The 16,214-nt window shown below is 67.8% G+C and carries 10 protein-coding genes and 2 rRNA genes (1 of these 12 only partly in view); 5 read left to right on the forward strand and 7 right to left on the reverse strand.

Annotated features, from left to right (window positions below; genetic code table 11):
- The 3 genes from ACQPZG_RS18475 to ACQPZG_RS18485 form a co-directional block, all read left to right on the forward strand.
- Positions 1-2,925: ribosomal RNA gene (locus ACQPZG_RS18475) — 23S ribosomal RNA — on the forward strand (it extends 199 nt beyond the left edge of the window).
- 81 nt (positions 2,926-3,006) lie between these two features.
- Positions 3,007-3,123: ribosomal RNA gene (rrf, locus tag ACQPZG_RS18480) — 5S ribosomal RNA — on the forward strand.
- Positions 3,124-3,235: 112 nt separating this feature from the next.
- The gene (locus ACQPZG_RS18485) at positions 3,236-3,799 is read left to right on the forward strand and encodes an N-acetyltransferase family protein (protein ID WP_433546839.1); all 564 of its coding nucleotides are present in this window, start codon (positions 3,236-3,238) and stop codon (positions 3,797-3,799) included.
- Between the two features lie 29 nt (positions 3,800-3,828).
- Here the strand turns inward: ACQPZG_RS18485 and ACQPZG_RS18490 are convergent, their stop codons facing one another.
- The 7 genes from ACQPZG_RS18490 to ACQPZG_RS18520 all read right to left on the reverse strand — a co-directional run bounded on the left by ACQPZG_RS18490 (position 3,829) and on the right by ACQPZG_RS18520 (position 13,386).
- Positions 3,829-5,319 (reverse strand): amidohydrolase family protein, encoded by a 1,491-nt coding sequence (locus tag ACQPZG_RS18490; protein ID WP_433546840.1) that lies wholly within the window; start codon positions 5,317-5,319, stop codon positions 3,829-3,831.
- A gap of 129 nt (positions 5,320-5,448) precedes the next feature.
- On the reverse strand, positions 5,449-7,626 hold the full coding sequence (locus ACQPZG_RS18495) for a type VI secretion protein (RefSeq protein ID WP_433546841.1): 2,178 nt from the start codon (positions 7,624-7,626) through the stop codon (positions 5,449-5,451).
- A gap of 1 nt (position 7,627) precedes the next feature.
- Positions 7,628-9,061, reverse strand: a complete 1,434-nt coding sequence (locus tag ACQPZG_RS18500) for an ATP-binding protein (RefSeq protein WP_433546842.1) — start codon at positions 9,059-9,061, stop codon at positions 7,628-7,630.
- A 33-nt stretch (positions 9,062-9,094) separates the two neighbouring features.
- A complete protein-coding gene (locus ACQPZG_RS18505) occupies positions 9,095-10,645 on the reverse strand; it encodes an SCO6880 family protein (protein WP_185029528.1) in 1,551 nt (516 codons plus the stop codon).
- Positions 10,642-12,060 (reverse strand): hypothetical protein, encoded by a 1,419-nt coding sequence (locus ACQPZG_RS18510; RefSeq protein WP_433546843.1) that lies wholly within the window; start codon positions 12,058-12,060, stop codon positions 10,642-10,644. The genes ACQPZG_RS18505 and ACQPZG_RS18510 overlap by 4 nt, the downstream gene beginning before the upstream one ends.
- On the reverse strand, positions 12,050-12,895 hold the full coding sequence (locus ACQPZG_RS18515; protein ID WP_433546844.1) for a hypothetical protein: 846 nt from the start codon (positions 12,893-12,895) through the stop codon (positions 12,050-12,052). Before ACQPZG_RS18515 ends, ACQPZG_RS18510 begins: the two co-directional genes overlap by 11 nt.
- Before the next feature lie 182 nt (positions 12,896-13,077).
- On the reverse strand, positions 13,078-13,386 hold the full coding sequence (locus tag ACQPZG_RS18520; protein WP_185029525.1) for a hypothetical protein: 309 nt from the start codon (positions 13,384-13,386) through the stop codon (positions 13,078-13,080).
- Positions 13,387-14,047: 661 nt separating this feature from the next.
- Here ACQPZG_RS18520 and ACQPZG_RS18525 point away from each other — a divergent pair.
- The gene (locus ACQPZG_RS18525; RefSeq protein WP_433546845.1) at positions 14,048-15,082 is read left to right on the forward strand and encodes an NlpC/P60 family protein; all 1,035 of its coding nucleotides are present in this window, start codon (positions 14,048-14,050) and stop codon (positions 15,080-15,082) included.
- Positions 15,083-15,469: 387 nt separating this feature from the next.
- Positions 15,470-16,213, forward strand: coding sequence for a phosphatase PAP2 family protein (locus tag ACQPZG_RS18530; RefSeq protein ID WP_433549456.1), 744 nt, complete (start codon positions 15,470-15,472; stop codon positions 16,211-16,213).
- Position 16,214 lies beyond the last annotated feature (1 nt).

Here is a 16,214-nt window from a genome sequence, read left to right on the forward strand (position 1 = left end):
ACATCTCAGTACCCGCAGGAAGAGAAAACAACCGTGATTCCGGGAGTAGTGGCGAGCGAAACCGGATGAGGCCAAACCGTATGCGTGTGATACCCGGCAGGGGTTGCGCATGCGGGGTTGAGGGATCTCTTTTCTGTCGTCTGCCGGCGACAGGACGAGTCAGAAACCGTTGGTGTAGGCGAAGGACATGCGAAAGGTCCGGCGTAGAGGGTAAGACCCCCGTAGCTGAAACATCAACGGCTCGTTTAAGAGACACCCAAGTAGCACGGGGCCCGAGAAATCCCGTGTGAATCTGGCGGGACCACCCGTTAAGCCTAAATATTCCCTGGTGACCGATAGCGGATAGTACCGTGAGGGAATGGTGAAAAGTACCGCGGGAGCGGAGTGAAATAGTACCTGAAACCGTGTGCCTACAAGCCGTGGGAGCGTCGCGCATTGAGTTTACTCAATGCGTCGTGACTGCGTGCCTTTTGAAGAATGAGCCTGCGAGTTAGCGGTGTGTAGCGAGGTTAACCCGTGTGGGGAAGCCGTAGCGAAAGCGAGTCCGAACAGGGCGATTGAGTTGCACGCTCTAGACCCGAAGCGGAGTGATCTAGCCATGGGCAGGTTGAAGCGGCTGTAAGAGGTCGTGGAGGACCGAACCCACCAGGGTTGAAAACCTGGGGGATGACCTGTGGTTAGGGGTGAAAGGCCAATCAAACTCCGTGATAGCTGGTTCTCCCCGAAATGCATTTAGGTGCAGCGTCGTGTGTTTCTTGCCGGAGGTAGAGCACTGGATAGGCGATGGGCCCTACCGGGTTACTGACCTTAGCCAAACTCCGAATGCCGGTAAGTGAGAGCACGGCAGTGAGACTGTGGGGGATAAGCTCCATGGTCGAGAGGGAAACAGCCCAGAGCATCGACTAAGGCCCCTAAGCGTACGCTAAGTGGGAAAGGATGTGGAGTCGCAGAGACAACCAGGAGGTTGGCTTAGAAGCAGCCACCCTTGAAAGAGTGCGTAATAGCTCACTGGTCAAGTGATTCCGCGCCGACAATGTAGCGGGGCTCAAGCGTACCGCCGAAGTCGTGTCATTCCAGCACATACCCCCAACGGGGGCTGGGATGGGTAGGGGAGCGTCGTGTGCCGGGTGAAGCAGCCGCGGAAGCGAGTTGTGGACGGTTCACGAGTGAGAATGCAGGCATGAGTAGCGATACACACGTGAGAAACGTGTGCGCCGATTGACTAAGGGTTCCTGGGTCAAGCTGATCTGCCCAGGGTAAGTCGGGACCTAAGGCGAGGCCGACAGGCGTAGTCGATGGACAACCGGTTGATATTCCGGTACCCGCTTTGAAACGCCCAATACTGAATCAGACGATGCTATGCCCGTGAAGCCGTTCCGGACCCTTCGGGGAAAGGAAAGTGGTGGAGCCGGCGACCCAGATCTGTACTAGGTAAGCGATGGGGTGACGCAGGAAGGTAGTCCAGCCCGGGCGGTGGTAGTCCCGGGGTAAGGGTGTAGGCCGTGTGATAGGCAAATCCGTCACACATTGAGGCTGAGACCTGATGCCGAGCCGATTGTGGTGAAGTGGATGATCCTATGCTGTCGAGAAAAGCCTCTAGCGAGTTTCATGGCGGCCCGTACCCTAAACCGACTCAGGTGGTCAGGTAGAGAATACCGAGGCGTTCGGGTGAACTATGGTTAAGGAACTCGGCAAAATGCCCCCGTAACTTCGGGAGAAGGGGGCCATCACTGGTGATCCGTTTTACACGGTGAGCTGGGGGTGGCCGCAGAGACCAGCGAGAAGCGACTGTTTACTAAAAACACAGGTCCGTGCGAAGCCGTAAGGCGATGTATACGGACTGACGCCTGCCCGGTGCTGGAACGTTAAGGGGACCGGTTAGTGCACTTTCGGGTGTGCGAAGCTGAGAACTTAAGCGCCAGTAAACGGCGGTGGTAACTATAACCATCCTAAGGTAGCGAAATTCCTTGTCGGGTAAGTTCCGACCTGCACGAATGGCGTAACGACTTCTCGACTGTCTCAACCATAGGCCCGGTGAAATTGCACTACGAGTAAAGATGCTCGTTTCGCGCAGAAGGACGGAAAGACCCCGGGACCTTTACTACAGTTTGATATTGGTGTTCGGTTCGGCTTGTGTAGGATAGGTGGGAGACTGTGAAGCTGTGACGCCAGTCATGGTGGAGTCGCCGTTGAAATACCACTCTGGTCGTGCTGGATGTCTAACCTCGGTCCGTGATCCGGATCAGGGACAGTGTCTGATGGGTAGTTTAACTGGGGCGGTTGCCTCCTAAAGAGTAACGGAGGCGCCCAAAGGTTCCCTCAGCCTGGTTGGCAATCAGGTGTTGAGTGTAAGTGCACAAGGGAGCTTGACTGTGAGACCGACGGGTCGAGCAGGGACGAAAGTCGGGACTAGTGATCCGGCAGTGGCTTGTGGAAGCGCTGTCGCTCAACGGATAAAAGGTACCCCGGGGATAACAGGCTGATCTTCCCCAAGAGTCCATATCGACGGGATGGTTTGGCACCTCGATGTCGGCTCGTCGCATCCTGGGGCTGGAGTCGGTCCCAAGGGTTGGGCTGTTCGCCCATTAAAGCGGTACGCGAGCTGGGTTTAGAACGTCGTGAGACAGTTCGGTCCCTATCCTCTGTGCGCGTAGGAATATTGAGAAGGGCTGTCCCTAGTACGAGAGGACCGGGACGGACGAACCTCTGGTGTGCCAGTTGTCCTGCCAAGGGCATGGCTGGTTGGCTACGTTCGGAAAGGATAACCGCTGAAAGCATCTAAGCGGGAAGCCTGCTTCGAGATGAGTATTCCCACCCCCTTTGAGGGGTTAAGGCTCCCAGTAGACGACTGGGTTGATAGGCCAGATGTGGAAGCCCGGTAACGGGTGGAGCTGACTGGTACTAATAGGCCGAGGGCTTGTCCTCAGTTGCTCGCGTCCACTGTGTTAGTTCTGAAATAACGAACAGTCCTGTGTTTACAGCCAGGTGTTCAGTGTTTCATAGTGTTTCGGTGGTCATAGCGTTAGGGAAACGCCCGGTTACATTCCGAACCCGGAAGCTAAGCCTTTCCGCGCCGATGGTACTGCAGGGGGGACCCTGTGGGAGAGTAGGACGCCGCCGAACAATTATTGCGAAGAGCCCCGTGCCGGGGATACCGGTACGGGGCTTTTCTGCGTTCACGGGACGATTCAACAATCGCCTTGCCCGGGTGGCCGGGGGCGATCAGGATCGGACCATGGAACACCTCATACGTCGTGTACGTGCCGATGAATGGCAGCAGGTTCGGGATCTCCGGCTGGCCGCGTTGCAGGATCCCGCCGCCCCGATCGCCTTCCTGGAAACGTACGAGGACGCGTCGGCCAGGCCCGACGCGTTCTGGCGGGAGCGGGCAGCCGGTGCTGCGGAGGGGGCTGCCGTGGCGCAGTTCGTGGCCGAGGCGCCCGACGGGAGCTGGGACGGGACGGTGAGCGTCCTGGTGGAGGGCCGGGGGAGCGCATCCGCGTTCTCCGACCCGGCCGTGATGGACCAGACGCACGTGGTGGGCGTCTTCGTACGGTCCGAAGCGCGTGGCGCAGGGCTGGCCGACGCGTTGTTCCGGGCCGGCGTCGCGTGGTCGTGGGCGGTGGAGGAGCCGCGGGTCCAGCGGGTGCGGTTGTTCGTGCACGAGCGAAACGCGCGGGCCGAGGGGCTGTACAGGAAACTCGGGTTCGAGCGGACCGGGGTCACCGTCCCGATGGCCGGTGACCGCGTGGACGAGCGGGAGATCGAAATGGCGGTGCGGAGGCCGGGGTCCGGATAGGCGACCGGCGTGCTGTGCAACAGGCGGGATCAGTAGGCGGAGTTGCAGGCGCAGCCGGGGCCGGTTGCCGGTGCCGGCGGTTCGGCGGCCGGTGGGGCGGCGGCGGCCGCCCTGGCCACGTCGGCGAGGAGGTCTGTGCGTTCGTGCGGGTCGATGTAGCGGCCGGCGTTGACGACCGCGTGGATGCGGCGGGTGTGGGTGATGTCCACGAGCGGGTCCGCGTCGAGGACGACCAGGTCTGCGAGGCGGTCCTTCGGGAGCCGGAGCAGCTGGGCGGGGGTCGTGGTGGCGGCCTGCAGTACCCGCTGGGCGGGAATGCCTGCCTCGGCGAGGAGGCCGAGTTCGCCGTGGAGTGAGAAGCCGGGCACCGAGTAGCCGGTACCGGTGTCCGTGCCGGCGACGAGGCGGACACCCGCGCGGTGCATCTCGTCCACCAGCCGCAGGCGGTGCTCGTAGATCTCGCGGACGCGGGCAGAGTCCTCGCGGGTGCGGGAGCCGACCAGGGCCTCCCAGGTGTGCGGCCAGGTTTCGACCTGGTGACCCGGGACGTACTTCCACTCGTCGGCCGGTGTGGGGAGGTCGTCGGTGCGCTCCAGGGCGCGGTGGATGGTGAGGGTCGGGACGACGTACGTGCCGTTCTCGGCGAGCGTGGCGAAGAGGCGGTCGGCGCGGCCCTTGTCGTAGGACCGCATCGCCTGCCACTCCAGCGGGTGCACCTGCCGGAACCAACTGTCGTAGCGGGAGGTGCTGGAGGGATCGTCGGGGTTGATGCGGACTGCGGCCAGACCTGCGCGGATCTCGCGTTCGCGGGAGGAGGTGGCGAGGAGCATCGCGTGGAGGTGCTCGATGGAGCGCTGGCCCGAGGTGGCGGCCGTGGCCATGGGGAGGGTGTCGGGGCAGTGGCCCGCGAACGGGATGTCCTGGGCGCGCGACTCGTCGGCGACGGCTGCGTACGCCTCGGGGGAGAGCCGGGAGTAGACCTTGACGAAGTCGGCGCCCTCGCGCTTGACCCGGCGGACGGCGGCGCGGGCGGACCGGGCGTCCGCCACCTCGATGACGGGCAGGCCGGTGTCGTGGGCCCAGATCGAGGGCGGGCCGTCGATGATCGGGCCGGCGATGACGAACCGGGGGCCGAGTAACGTGCCTGCCTCGATCCTTTCGCGCCAGGCGTGCTGGAGGGGCGTGCCCCACATCTCGCGGACCGAGGTGACGCCGGTGAGGGGAAAGAGGGGCGGGGTGTAGCCGTCCTGGCCGTCGACGGTGTGGATGTGCGACTCGATCAGACCCGGGATGACGTACTTGCCGGTGAGGTCGACGACGTGGGCGCCGGGCGGGGGTCGGAGCTGGGCGCTCGGGCCTTCGTCGATGAGGCGACCGTCGCGCAGGACCAGCGTGTGGTCGTGCCGGGGGCGTGAGGTGGTGCCGTCCAGAGCGGTGACGTGGGTGAGGACGACCGTGCCGGCGGTGGCGGTGGCGGTAGGGGTGTCGGCGGTGCCGAGGGTGTGGTGTCGGGTGCGCATGCTGGCCTCTTTGGTCGGTGCCGAGTCGGTGTTCCCGGGGGAACAGCTGTCACTCTCCCGGCTTCGGAGGCGTGCGGGAATGGGGGTGTCGTCCGGGTCGCGGGGGTGGGTGGGTACACCCTGGACGACTCAACGGCGCTGTGGCCAGCGGGAGTCGAACTGTTCCTGTGAGCGGAGCAGGGCCAGGGTCGGGAGGCCTTGGTCCTGCCCGGACGTGAGAAGTTCCGGGAGCCGGGGAAGTGGAGCCACGGCCGCGACATCGTCCAGGACGAGTGTCATTGGTGGGTCGAGCCGACCGTCGGATGACCGTGCGGCCATGCGGCGGCCGTGCTCGACCACGTGTGAGGCGAGGGCGGTGAGCAACGGCATCGCGCCCGGACCGGCGCGGCGGGTCCGGGGGTCCTCGATTGCTTCACCGACCATGTAGAGCGTTCCCCTCTCGTCCGCAAATGATTCCAAAGTGAGCGAATCGCTTCGGTTGGGTGTACAGGATTCGCGGATGTGGACCGATGAGAGGGCGGCGAACGCGCGGGCCGTCAACTCCTGCGCCATTTCCCGGCGTTCCGGGTACGCGGTGAGCGCGGACTCCAGGAGGCCGGCGGCACCGGAGGACGCCTTGGGGTGCGTACGGAGGATGCGTACGGCCTCGTGGGGGCTCGTGCCGTTGGCCCAGCGGTGGACCTGTTTGACCGGGTGGCCCGCGACGGCGGCGGCGTGCAGCCAGCTGCTGAGGAGGGTCGCCGCGGTGTCGGCGACGGCCGCGTCCATACGGGCCCGCGGGCGGACCGGGGCGAGCAGGGCGGCAGCACGTGCGGTGGCCGTGGCGGCGTCCTCGCAGCCGGAGAGGGGGGACCAGTGGAGCCGGGCGGGGGTGTCGCAGCGGTGCTCGGGGTCGTAGAGGAGGACGGGGCCGAGTTTGGCGCGGGAATCCTTGGTCTCTTGCCACAGGTTGGGCGAGGAGGAGAGGACCAGGGCCGGGCCGGGGGCTTCGAGGATGCGTTGGAGGGCACCGGGGTGCGGGGAGGGGTGGGGGCCGAGGAGGAGGCCGGGACCGGGACCGGGGGTGGGACCGGGGCTGGGGGTGGGGGTGTGGTGTGGGTGGGGGGCTTGGGTGTGGTGGGGGTGCTGGGTGTACGGGGTGGTGGCGCGGCGTGGGGAGGGAGGGGCGGCGTCCGGCGGGGGGCCGCCTCGTTGCCCGTGGGTCGCCGTGCAGTTGGGGTCGTGCGCGCAGGGGGGTTCTCCCGCGGCCCTGGAGGGCGGTGGCGCGGTCGAAGGACCGGCGGTGGGATGGCCCGCTGACTGCGGGGGCCCACCGTGGGGGTGTGACGACTCCGTCGGCCACGCGCGATTGTCGAGAGTGTGGGGGGCCGCCGTTTGTGGGGGGAGGGCGGCGTGGGTTCGTAGGTGGCGGCGGTGGGCGCGGACCAGCCGCCAGCGGGCGAGGGTGGTGAGGGTGAAGATCGCGAGCACTGTCAGGGTGAGGAGCTGGCCGATGAACAGGCCCCAGAACAGGCCGTAGCCGGAGAGCTCGGTGGCGGGTGTCTGCGGCCAGGCCGTCGCCAGGTCGGTGGGGGCCGAGGCGAGCCGGCGCAGTGCGGTGGGGGTGTGCGAGAAGGTCACGCCGGTGGGCCAGGAGCCGTGGGCGAAGAGGCCGGCCAGTCCGGTCGCGGCCCAGGTCAGGACCGTCGCGCTCAGGAGCAGGGCCAGGCCGCCGATCAGCAGGCTGTCCGGTACCCCTCGCTGTGGAGCGGGCCGGTGCGGGGCGGGCGGTCGGTGCGCAGGGGGTGGGGATGCGGAGGGCTGGGGAGAAGGCGGCTGAGGGGACGGCGGCCGGGGGGCGGGGTGGTCGGTGTAGTGCCCGGGATCTTGGCCGGGGGCTTGGCCGGGACCTTCGTGTCCGCCGGAGTTCTGACCGGTGTTTTTGTACACGGCGGGGTCCTGGCGGTGTTCCTCGTACGTGGCCGGGTCCCGGCTGAGGGCCTCGTATCCGGCGGGCGCTTGCGCGTTGTCTTGGTACCTGGCGGGGCCCTGGCGGCGGGCCCCGTACCCGGCGGGCGCTCGTCCGTTGTCCTGGTACGTGGCGGGGTCCTGGCGGTGGGCCTCGCGTCCGACGGGCCCCCGCCCGTTGCCCTCGTACCCGCCGGACCCTTGCCCGTTGCCCCCGTTGTCCCCGCTCCCGCCGGGGTCCCGGGCGGCGTTCTTGTGCGGGCCGGGATTCCGGGCGGTGTGCTCGTCGTCGGTGGGGCGTGGTCGATCGGCGGCGTAGCGCCCTTTGGGGTTGAGGAAGCGGGTGCGGCGTCTGGGCATGTCAGGCGACCGTGGCGTCCGAGGATTCGACTTCGGCCATCTGGGATTCGATCAGGGCGGCGCGTTGTTCGGCTTCCCAGTCGGCGGCGCGGGCGTCGTCGTTGAGGAAGGACTCCTCGGGGGTGGGATCGGCGGAGGACTCGGTCATGGCGCGGTCGGTGAAGACCAAAGGGCGTTCCGCTTCGGTGATGAGGTGTTTGACCACCTGGACGTTGCCGTTGACGTCCCAGACCGCGATGCCGGGGGTGAGGGTGGGGATGATCTCGACGGCCCAGCGGGGAAGGCCGAGCACCTTGCCGGTGGCGCGGGCCTCGTCGGCCTTCTGGGCGTAGACGGTGCGTGTGGAGGCCATCTTGAGGATGGCCGCCGCTTCGCGGGCGGCGGCTCCGTCGACGACGTCCGAGAGGTGGTGGACGACGGCGACGAAGGACAGGCCCAGGCGTCGGCCGAACTTGAGGAGGCGCTGGAAGAGCTGGGCGACGAAGGGGCTGTTGATGATGTGCCATGCCTCTTCGACCAGGAAGATGCGCTTCACGCGGTCCGGGCGGATCCAGGTGTGTTCGAGCCACACGCCGACGATCGCCATGAGGATCGGCATGGCGATGGAGTTGCGGTCGATGTGGGAGAGGTCGAAGACGATCAGGGGCGCGTCGAGGTCGATGCCGACGGTGGTGGGGCCGTCGAACATGCCGCGGAGGTCGCCGTCGACCAGTCGGTCAAGGACGAGTGCGACGTCGAGCCCCCACGCGCGGACGTCGTCTATGTCGACGTTCATGGCTTCCGCCGACTCGGGCTTCGGGTGGCGGAGCTGCTCGACGATGTCGGTGAGGACGGGCTGGCGGTCGCTGATGGTGGCGTTGACGTACGCGTGGGCGACCTTGAGGGCGAAGCCGGAGCGTTCGTCGAGGCCGTGGCCCATGGCGACTTCGATGATGGTGCGCAGCAGGGCGAGCTGGCCGGTGGTGGTGATGGAGGGGTCGAGGGGGTTGAGGCGGATGCCGTGGTTGAGGGCGGCCATCGGGTCCAGGCGGATGGGAGTTATTCCCAGCTCTTCGGCGATGAGGTTCCATTCGCCGACGCCGTCCTCGCCCTGCGCGTCCAGGACGACGACCTGGCGGTCCTTGAAGCGGAGCTGTCGCAGGACGTAGGTCTTCTCCAGCGCCGACTTGCCGTTGCCGGACTCGCCGAGGACGAGCCAGTGGGGGGCGGGGAGCTGCTGTCCGTACAGCTGGAAGGGGTCGTAGATGTAGCCCTTGCCGCTGTAGACCTCGCGGCCGATGATCACGCCCGAGTCGCCGAGGCCAGGGGCCGCGGTGGGGAGGTAGACGGCCTGGGCCTGGCCCGTGGAGGTGCGGACGGGCAGGCGGGTCGTCTCGACCTTGCCGAAGAGGAAGCTGGTGAAGGCATCCGTGAGGGCGGACAGCGGGTCTCGCATGTGTCTGTCCCTTCCAGGGTCCAGGGGGTGCTGTTAGCGACGGATGCCGGTGGCGAAGGGGAGGGTGTTGACGAAGGCGCGGTGGTGTTCGCGGTCGCACCATTCGAGCTTCAGGTACGACTTGCCGGCCGACGCACGGATGGTGCGCTTGTCGCGGGCCAGGGCCTCGGGGTTGCGGGAGGACACCGTGATGTAGCCGACGAGGTTGACGCCCGCGGCTCCGCTCGCGAGGTCTTCGCCGCGCTGGTCGAGGCGGCCGTGCGCGGCGATGTCGCGGGGGTCGACGGTGCGGTTCATCTTGGCGGCACGGGAGGCGTCGGCCTCGTCGTTGGTCTTCTCGGTGAGCATCCGCTCGATGGCGACCTCGGTGGGTTCGAGGTCCATGCAGACGGCGACGGTGCGGATCACGTCCGGGGTGTGGACGAGGAGCGGGGCGAGGAAGTTGACGCCGACGGGCGTCATCGGCCATTCCTTCACCCACGCCGTGGCGTGGCACCACGGCTCGCGGGTCAGCGACTCGCGGGTCTTGGCCTGGAGGTACGTGGGTTCCATCGCGTCCAGCTCGGCCGGCCAGGCGTTGCGCTTGGTCATCGCCTGGATGTGGTCGATGGGGTGGTCCGGGTCGTACATGGAGTGGACGAGGGAGGACAGCCGGCCCTGGCCGAGGGGCTGGCGTACCCGGATGTCGGCCTCGGCGAGGCGTGCGCAGATGTCGGTGAGCTCGCGCGCCATGACGATGGCGAGCCCCGAGTCCTTGTCGAGCTTCTTCGCGCCCTTGGGGCGGGTGGCGCGTGCCATGGCCGCGCCTTCGGCGGCGAGTTCGCGCGTGTAGTGCATGCAGGCGACCAGGTACGCGCGGTGCTGCTCGCTGGAGGTGGACACCATCGACTGGAGCTGGTCGTAGGACTCCTGGAGCCAGCCGGGGGCCGTGCGGTCGCCGCGCTGGCTGACGTCCTTGGCGTGTGCGTCGGGGTCGGCGGGGAGGGTACGGGCCAGCATCTGGAGCCGGGTGACGAACCCGTCGCCGTTCGCGACGTGCTTGAGGAGCGTGCCGAAACGGTCCACCAGGGCTTCCTGGTCCTCGCTGTCGCGCAGGCCGACGCCGGGGCCCTCGATCTCGATGGCGGCGGTGACGGTACGCCGGTCGGCGTGCAGGAGCACCGCGATCTCGTCCGGGCCGAAGGGGGCGGCCAGCCAGTTGATACGGCCGATGCCGGGCGGCGGGCCGATCTCGACCTCGCGGCCGTCGGCCTTGACGCCCGCCTCCATGGCGCTGGAACGGTACGTCGTCCCCTTGCGGAGGTTCCGCTTGTAGCTCCGGTTGATCTCGAACCACTTGTAGAACGTGCGGTGGCGGTAGGGGACGTACACCGCCATCAGCGCCAGCAGCGGCAGGCCGACGAGCAGCATGATGCGCAGGGAGAGGGAGGGGACGAGGAGCCCGCACATCATGCCGAGGAAGGCCCCCACGATGATGAGGGCGATCTCGCCGGTCTCGCGGTTCTTGCCGACGATCGCGTTGGGCCGGGCCCGGCCGATGAGATACGTGCGGCGGGGTGCGAGCGGGTGGATCTGGGTGGTCAACGCCCTCCACCTCCTCCTGTGTTCTTGCGGTGGCTGTGGGGGCCGGCCCCGGTGGCACCGGTGGTGCCCGTGTTGCTGGTACCGCGGTTGCTGTGGGTGCTGTTGCTGCGGGCGGAGGGGGCGGCGGAGGGGATGGGTCCGGTGCTGGACGTTCCTCCGGAGGTCCCTCCGGTTCCGCTTCCGGTCGGCGAGCTGCCCGTACCGCCGCCGCGGCCGCTGTGGGCGGCGATTCCGCCGCTGGCGTTGGCGGCCTGGCGGGGGGCGGGGGCGCTGCCTCCGCCGCCTCGGCTGCTGTGGGTCTTGATGCCCTGGGAGACGAGGTTCGCGGGGGAGGAGAGGACGGCGGACGCGCGGGCCCCGTCGGTGACCTGCTTGCGGCTGGCGCTGGCGGCGGCGATGTCGTCGCCGAAGCCGGGCACGAAGCGGTAGATCATCGCCGAGGCGAAGATGGCCAGGAGGATGATCGCGAGGCCGGAGACCACGGCGGAGAACGCGTTCGGTCCGTCGCCGGTGGACAGCGCCCCGGCGAGGCCGAGAACGATCACGATGACCGGTTTGACGAGGATGACCGCGATCATGATGCCCGCCCAGCGGCGGACGTGGTTCCACAGGTTCTTGTCGACCAGGCCCGCGTAGACGACGGTGCCCAGGAGCGCGCCGACGTACAGGAGGGCGGCCCGGATGACGAGTTCCAGCCACAGGACGCCCGCGGCGAGGATCGTGACGAGGGCGACGACGATCAGCATGATCGGTCCGCCGCCGATCTGGTCCCGCTTCTGGAGGGCCTCGGCGAACGACCCGAAGAAGACGTCGGTCTGGCCGCCGGACGCGGCGGCGATGACGTTGGTGACGCCGTCGGTGGCCGAGACGATCGTGTAGAGGATCAGCGGGGTGAAGGCGGAGGCGAGGACGGTCAGCCAGAGGAAGCCGATCGCCTCGGAGAGGGCGGTGGGCAGCGGGACGCCGCGCATGGCCCGCTTCGCCACGGCCAGCAGCCACAGGACGAGGGTCAGGATTGTGGAGGCGGCGAAGACCACGGCGTACTGCTGGAGGAACTTGGGGTTGGTGAAGTCCACGTTCGCCGTCGACTTCACGGCCTCGCTGAGCTTGCCGACGATCCAGGCGGCGGCGTCGGCACAGCCCTTGGCGAGGGAGGTGAGGGGGTCGAGGGAGGCGTCGGTGTCGGTGGGGGAGGGGGCTCGGGGGGTGGAGGCGCCGGGCTGGCTGCCGCGTTGGCAGTACTCCCGGGCCGGCCCAGCGATGAGTTCGCACGGATCGTTGCTCTGGCCGGGCGACGGCGTCGGTGTGGGGGTAGGTGCTGCGAAGGCGCGCGCCGACAGCAGGACGGCAGCTGTCTGGAGCGCAGCCAGAGCGCCGACAACGTTACGCACGCGGTGTCGAGGGCTACCGGGCATACGTGAACCCTCCGAACTCGGTGACCGCGTCGGCGATCTCTTCGGACTTGGACGCGGGGTTGTCGGCGGTGAGCGGAGTGGGGCCCTGCTTCTGGCTGGTTTCCAGGACCTTCCAGTCCGAGCCGCTCCATCTGAGCTTGAGGCTCACGGTGAACCAGCCGCTCGTCACCGGCTTGGTGGACTGGTCGCCGGCAAGCCCGAACAACCCCATGCACCAGACGTCCACGCTCGCGGCATCGTCCGAGTAGCTGGTGGCCTTGGTGCCCGAAGGCACCGTCCGGTTGACGAAGGTCATGCCAGTCGGCGCACTGCCGTTCTCGTCGAGGCCGATCTGCTTGAGGAAGTTCGCGGAGTAGTCGGCGTCGAACCCCGACTGGAGCCTGTCCACCGCACCGGGGTCCGCGATCGTTTGCACGATGCCTCGACGGCGGCCTGCATTGAACATTCCGTCGGACCCCAGAACCGAGGCGTAGTTGGCCGCCGCGCTCTCTGCGCCCTGTTGCGTTCGCGCGAAGCCTGAGGGAATGCCGCCGGCCCTGCCACTCACCGGCCTCTCCCCCGTAGCCGCCGTCGAGTCCGATGCCGGAGGTGCGCCCCGGGTGCCGCCCTGGTCCGCGGGGCCGTTGGCCGGGCCACGGTTGGCGAAGGCGATGGCGGCGACGAGCAGGACCACCACCCCCACCACCGTGATCATGGAGCGGGACGTCCGCGGTCCTCTCCCGCGGAACGGCGACGCGTCGCCGTCCGGCATCCGGGTGCGCGTCTGGCGGGTGCCGCCCATCGTCGTGTAGGGGTCGTCCGTCCCCCTCCGGCCGTCGTCCTCACCGAGGCTCATGCCGCGTACGCCCCCTCAGCCTTTCGCAGTCCCGCGTCGTAGTCGCACTCGCATTCGCATGCGTAGCAGTTAGACGGTAGCGGGGCTGCTTCCCGCGTGAGCGCCGTGCAGTGACTCGTCATCAGAGAACGCAACCTCAGGGGGAGAGCCGGGCACGCCCGGTGAGGACTGGGGAGAGGTGGCTAGACGGCCATTCCGTACACGATGGTGAAGAGGGTTCCGAGCGAACCGATGATGAACACGCCCGTGAGCCCCGCGACGATCAGCCCCTTGCCCTGTTCGGCACTGAACGTGTCCCGCAGTGCCGTCGCGCCGATCCTCTGCTTTGCCGCACCCCAGATCGCGATGCCGAGGCAGAGCAGGATGGCCACGGCCATCACGACCTCGATCATGATCTTCGCTTCGGTGCCGAGGTTCCCGAACGGGCCCCAGTTCGGCGCGATTCCGCCGATGATGGTGGTGATGTCGCCCTTTTCGGCTGCCAGGATCATTAAGTCACCGCCCCTGTCGGTTAGTTCGCGCCCCTGCCGGACGGCAGAGGGCATCGCCCTATCTTCCCTGATGAAACCGCCCCGGTATGTCGACTTGGCGGCTCTCTTTGCTCGGGTTTCGCACGGGAGTCCGGTACCAGTGCTCTGACCTGCGGAAGCGGAGCGGTGGAGACCGGAAAGTATGCGAAAAGCCGTATCGTCACTCTGTGTATCACGGAGCGTGACTCCGGGCAATGACTGGCGTTGTACACCCTTGCTCTGTTGGGGCGTCGACGGGCGCGGAACGGTGGCGGGAGGGCGGCGGTGGGCTGACCTCCGGCGGGTGCCGGAGTGCCGCCGTTCGGGGGCACTCTGAGTGACCGTCACGCCGGTCGACCTCGGAGGCGGGCGGGCTGTCCGTCACTCCGGCCGGGGGCGGGGGGTGCCCTCGCTCGGAGTGCGGAGTGTCAACTGATCGCCCTTTTCAGGTAGTTGGTCGCAACGTATAGTCGGCCACGAAGGGTGTCCAGGTCGGTACGCACATGCGGACTCGGACACCCTTTTTCCCATGTCCGGGGCCCCGTGCGTGCCGGGCCGGGGGCGCCGGGGCACCCGAGTGGCGCACGGCTCTCCGTACGGACTTCAAGGGCTCGGCCCCGAAAGGGCTGTGAACCCGCGCCGGATGGGGGAGGGTTGTGGGGTGCGCAAAGTCTGGGTGATCGGCGGGATCGGGACCGGGATGTTCCTGGCCTTCGTCGCGCTGCTCGTGGTCGGTACGTTTTCGGCCGCGGCGGGCATCGCGGGGCAGGGCGGCGCCGGAGGGCGGGCCGTCGGTCTGGCGAAGGGCGCCGTGCCCGCGCTCTACCAGCCGCTCGTCCAGAAGTGGGGCAACCTGTGCCCCGCCATCAACCCGGCGCTGCTGGCCGCCCAGCTCTACCAGGAGAGCGGCTTCAACCCCAAGGTCGTGAGCCCCGCCAAGGCGCAGGGCATCGCCCAGTTCATCCCCGGCACCTGGGCCACCCACGGCATCGACGGCGACGGGGACGGGGACCGCGACGTGTGGGACCCGGCCGACGCGATCCCCTCGGCCGCCTCGTACGACTGCGCACTCGCCGGGTACGTGAAGAAGGCCCCCGGCGACCCGACGAACAACATGCTGGCGGCGTACAACGCCGGCCCGTACGCCGTCATCAAGTACGGGGGCGTGCCTCCGTACAAGGAGACGCAGAACTACGTCAGGATCATCCGCTCCCTGGAGCAGAGCTTCGCCGAGCCCGTCGGGCGGATGGCGCCCTCCCGGCAGGCCGCCGCCGCCATCTACTACGCGCAGAAGAAGCTGGGCACTCCGTACCTCTGGGGCGGCAACGGAACCCCCGAGCAGGGCGGCCGGTTCGACTGCTCGGGGCTCACCCAGGCGGCGTACCGGACCGTGGACATCGAGCTGCCGCGCGTCGCCAACGACCAGTACAACGCCGGGCCGCACCCGTCGCGGGACGAGCTGTTGCCCGGTGACCTCGTCTTCTTCTCGGACGACCTGACCAATTCCCGCATGATCCGGCACGTGGGGATCTACGTGGGAGGCGGATACATGATCAACGCGCCGTTCACCGGAGCGGTCATCCGGTTCGACAAGATCGACACACCTGACTACTTCGGCGCCACCCGAGTGACCGAGGATGGCGCGAAAGCGCTGCCGACCAAGCCTCCGCAGGCATGAGGAAGCCCTGGCCGATGCCGTACGGAAGCTGACGGTGCGTGGGATGTGGCCGGAACTCTCTGTGACGAGCCCGCCCTGAGCTGGGGCGATGAGTCTCTCTTGGGTAACGTCATGGTGATCTTTCGGTAGAGAGTGGAACCCGGGCGGGGCGCAGGGCGTTCCCTGGACGGGGCAGTCGCACCGACCAGGCAGCTGACCCGCACAGACACGGAACCGCACCGACACGGACACAGAGAACTGTCACGGGGGTGAGGGGCCCACGCGCACACCGTCGTGCGTGCGGGCGGGTGATGCGAAGCGACTGCGACACAGCAAGGGCAAGGGGCCGTGCAGATGGCTGGACTGGCTGGACCGGTAATGGCTGGACCGCTGAAGGCTGGGCCGGTGATGGCCGGGCCGGAGATCGACGGGTCGTCGAATCCCGACGTCAGCCTGCTCTACGACATCAACGGGATCGCCGCCGATGCGCCGGTCTGGGTCGACCGGGTCATGGAGTACGTCGGCGAGTACGGCATCATGCTCGGGCTCGTGCTGGTGGCCGTCTGGTGCTGGTGGCGCGGACGCAGCAGGGGCACCGCCGAGGACTCGGCGGCGTCGGCGGCAGCGATCGTCTGGGCACCCCTCGCGGCAGGCATCGCGCTGCTGATCAACATTCCGATCCGCGGTTTCGTGGAACGACCGCGCCCCTTCCTCGACCACAAGGGCCTCGAAGTCCTCGTGCAGGGCAAGACGGACTTCTCCTTCGTGAGCGACCACTCCACGGCCGCGATGGCCATCGCGGTCGGGGTGTTCATGGCCGACCGCAAGTGGGGCCTGGTGGGCATCGCCCTCGCCGTCGCGGAGGGCTTCTGCCGTGTGTACATGGGGGTGCACTACCCGACCGACGTGGTGGGCGGCTTCGCACTCGGAACGGCCGTGACCCTGCTGCTCGCACCGCTCGCGATGATGGCTCTCAACCCGGTCGTGGCCGCGTTCTCCCGCTGGGGCGCCACGCGCTCGCTCGTACGGTCGCGGCAGGCGCGGGAGCACGACGCGGAGCGACGGGCCGTCGAGTTGGCGGGTCAGGCGCGCGCGGCGGCGGACTCGCGGCGGCGGGACGGCGACGGGCGCTTCAACGACCTCGCGGCGTAGC

The sequence above is a fragment of the Streptomyces sp. CA-294286 genome (assembly GCF_050947155.1).
In the GTDB taxonomy this organism is placed as follows: Bacteria; Actinomycetota; Actinomycetes; order Streptomycetales; family Streptomycetaceae; genus Streptomyces.

What these genes read in the sequence shown, in the direction of transcription:
- ACQPZG_RS18485 (WP_433546839.1), top strand. Translation starts at nt 3,236, where the DNA reads ATGGAACACCTCATACGTCGTGTACGTGCCGATGAATGGCAGCAGGTT.
- ACQPZG_RS18490 (WP_433546840.1), bottom strand. Translation starts at nt 5,319, where the DNA reads ATGCGCACCCGACACCACACCCTCGGCACCGCCGACACCCCTACCGCC.
- ACQPZG_RS18495 (WP_433546841.1), bottom strand. Translation starts at nt 7,626, where the DNA reads ATGCCCAGACGCCGCACCCGCTTCCTCAACCCCAAAGGGCGCTACGCC.
- ACQPZG_RS18500 (WP_433546842.1), bottom strand. Translation starts at nt 9,061, where the DNA reads ATGCGAGACCCGCTGTCCGCCCTCACGGATGCCTTCACCAGCTTCCTC.
- ACQPZG_RS18510 (WP_433546843.1), bottom strand. Translation starts at nt 12,060, where the DNA reads ATGCCCGGTAGCCCTCGACACCGCGTGCGTAACGTTGTCGGCGCTCTG.
- ACQPZG_RS18515 (WP_433546844.1), bottom strand. Translation starts at nt 12,895, where the DNA reads ATGAGCCTCGGTGAGGACGACGGCCGGAGGGGGACGGACGACCCCTAC.
- ACQPZG_RS18520 (WP_185029525.1), bottom strand. Translation starts at nt 13,386, where the DNA reads ATGATCCTGGCAGCCGAAAAGGGCGACATCACCACCATCATCGGCGGA.
- ACQPZG_RS18525 (WP_433546845.1), top strand. Translation starts at nt 14,048, where the DNA reads ATGGGGGAGGGTTGTGGGGTGCGCAAAGTCTGGGTGATCGGCGGGATC.
- ACQPZG_RS18530 (WP_433549456.1), top strand. Translation starts at nt 15,470, where the DNA reads ATGGCCGGGCCGGAGATCGACGGGTCGTCGAATCCCGACGTCAGCCTG.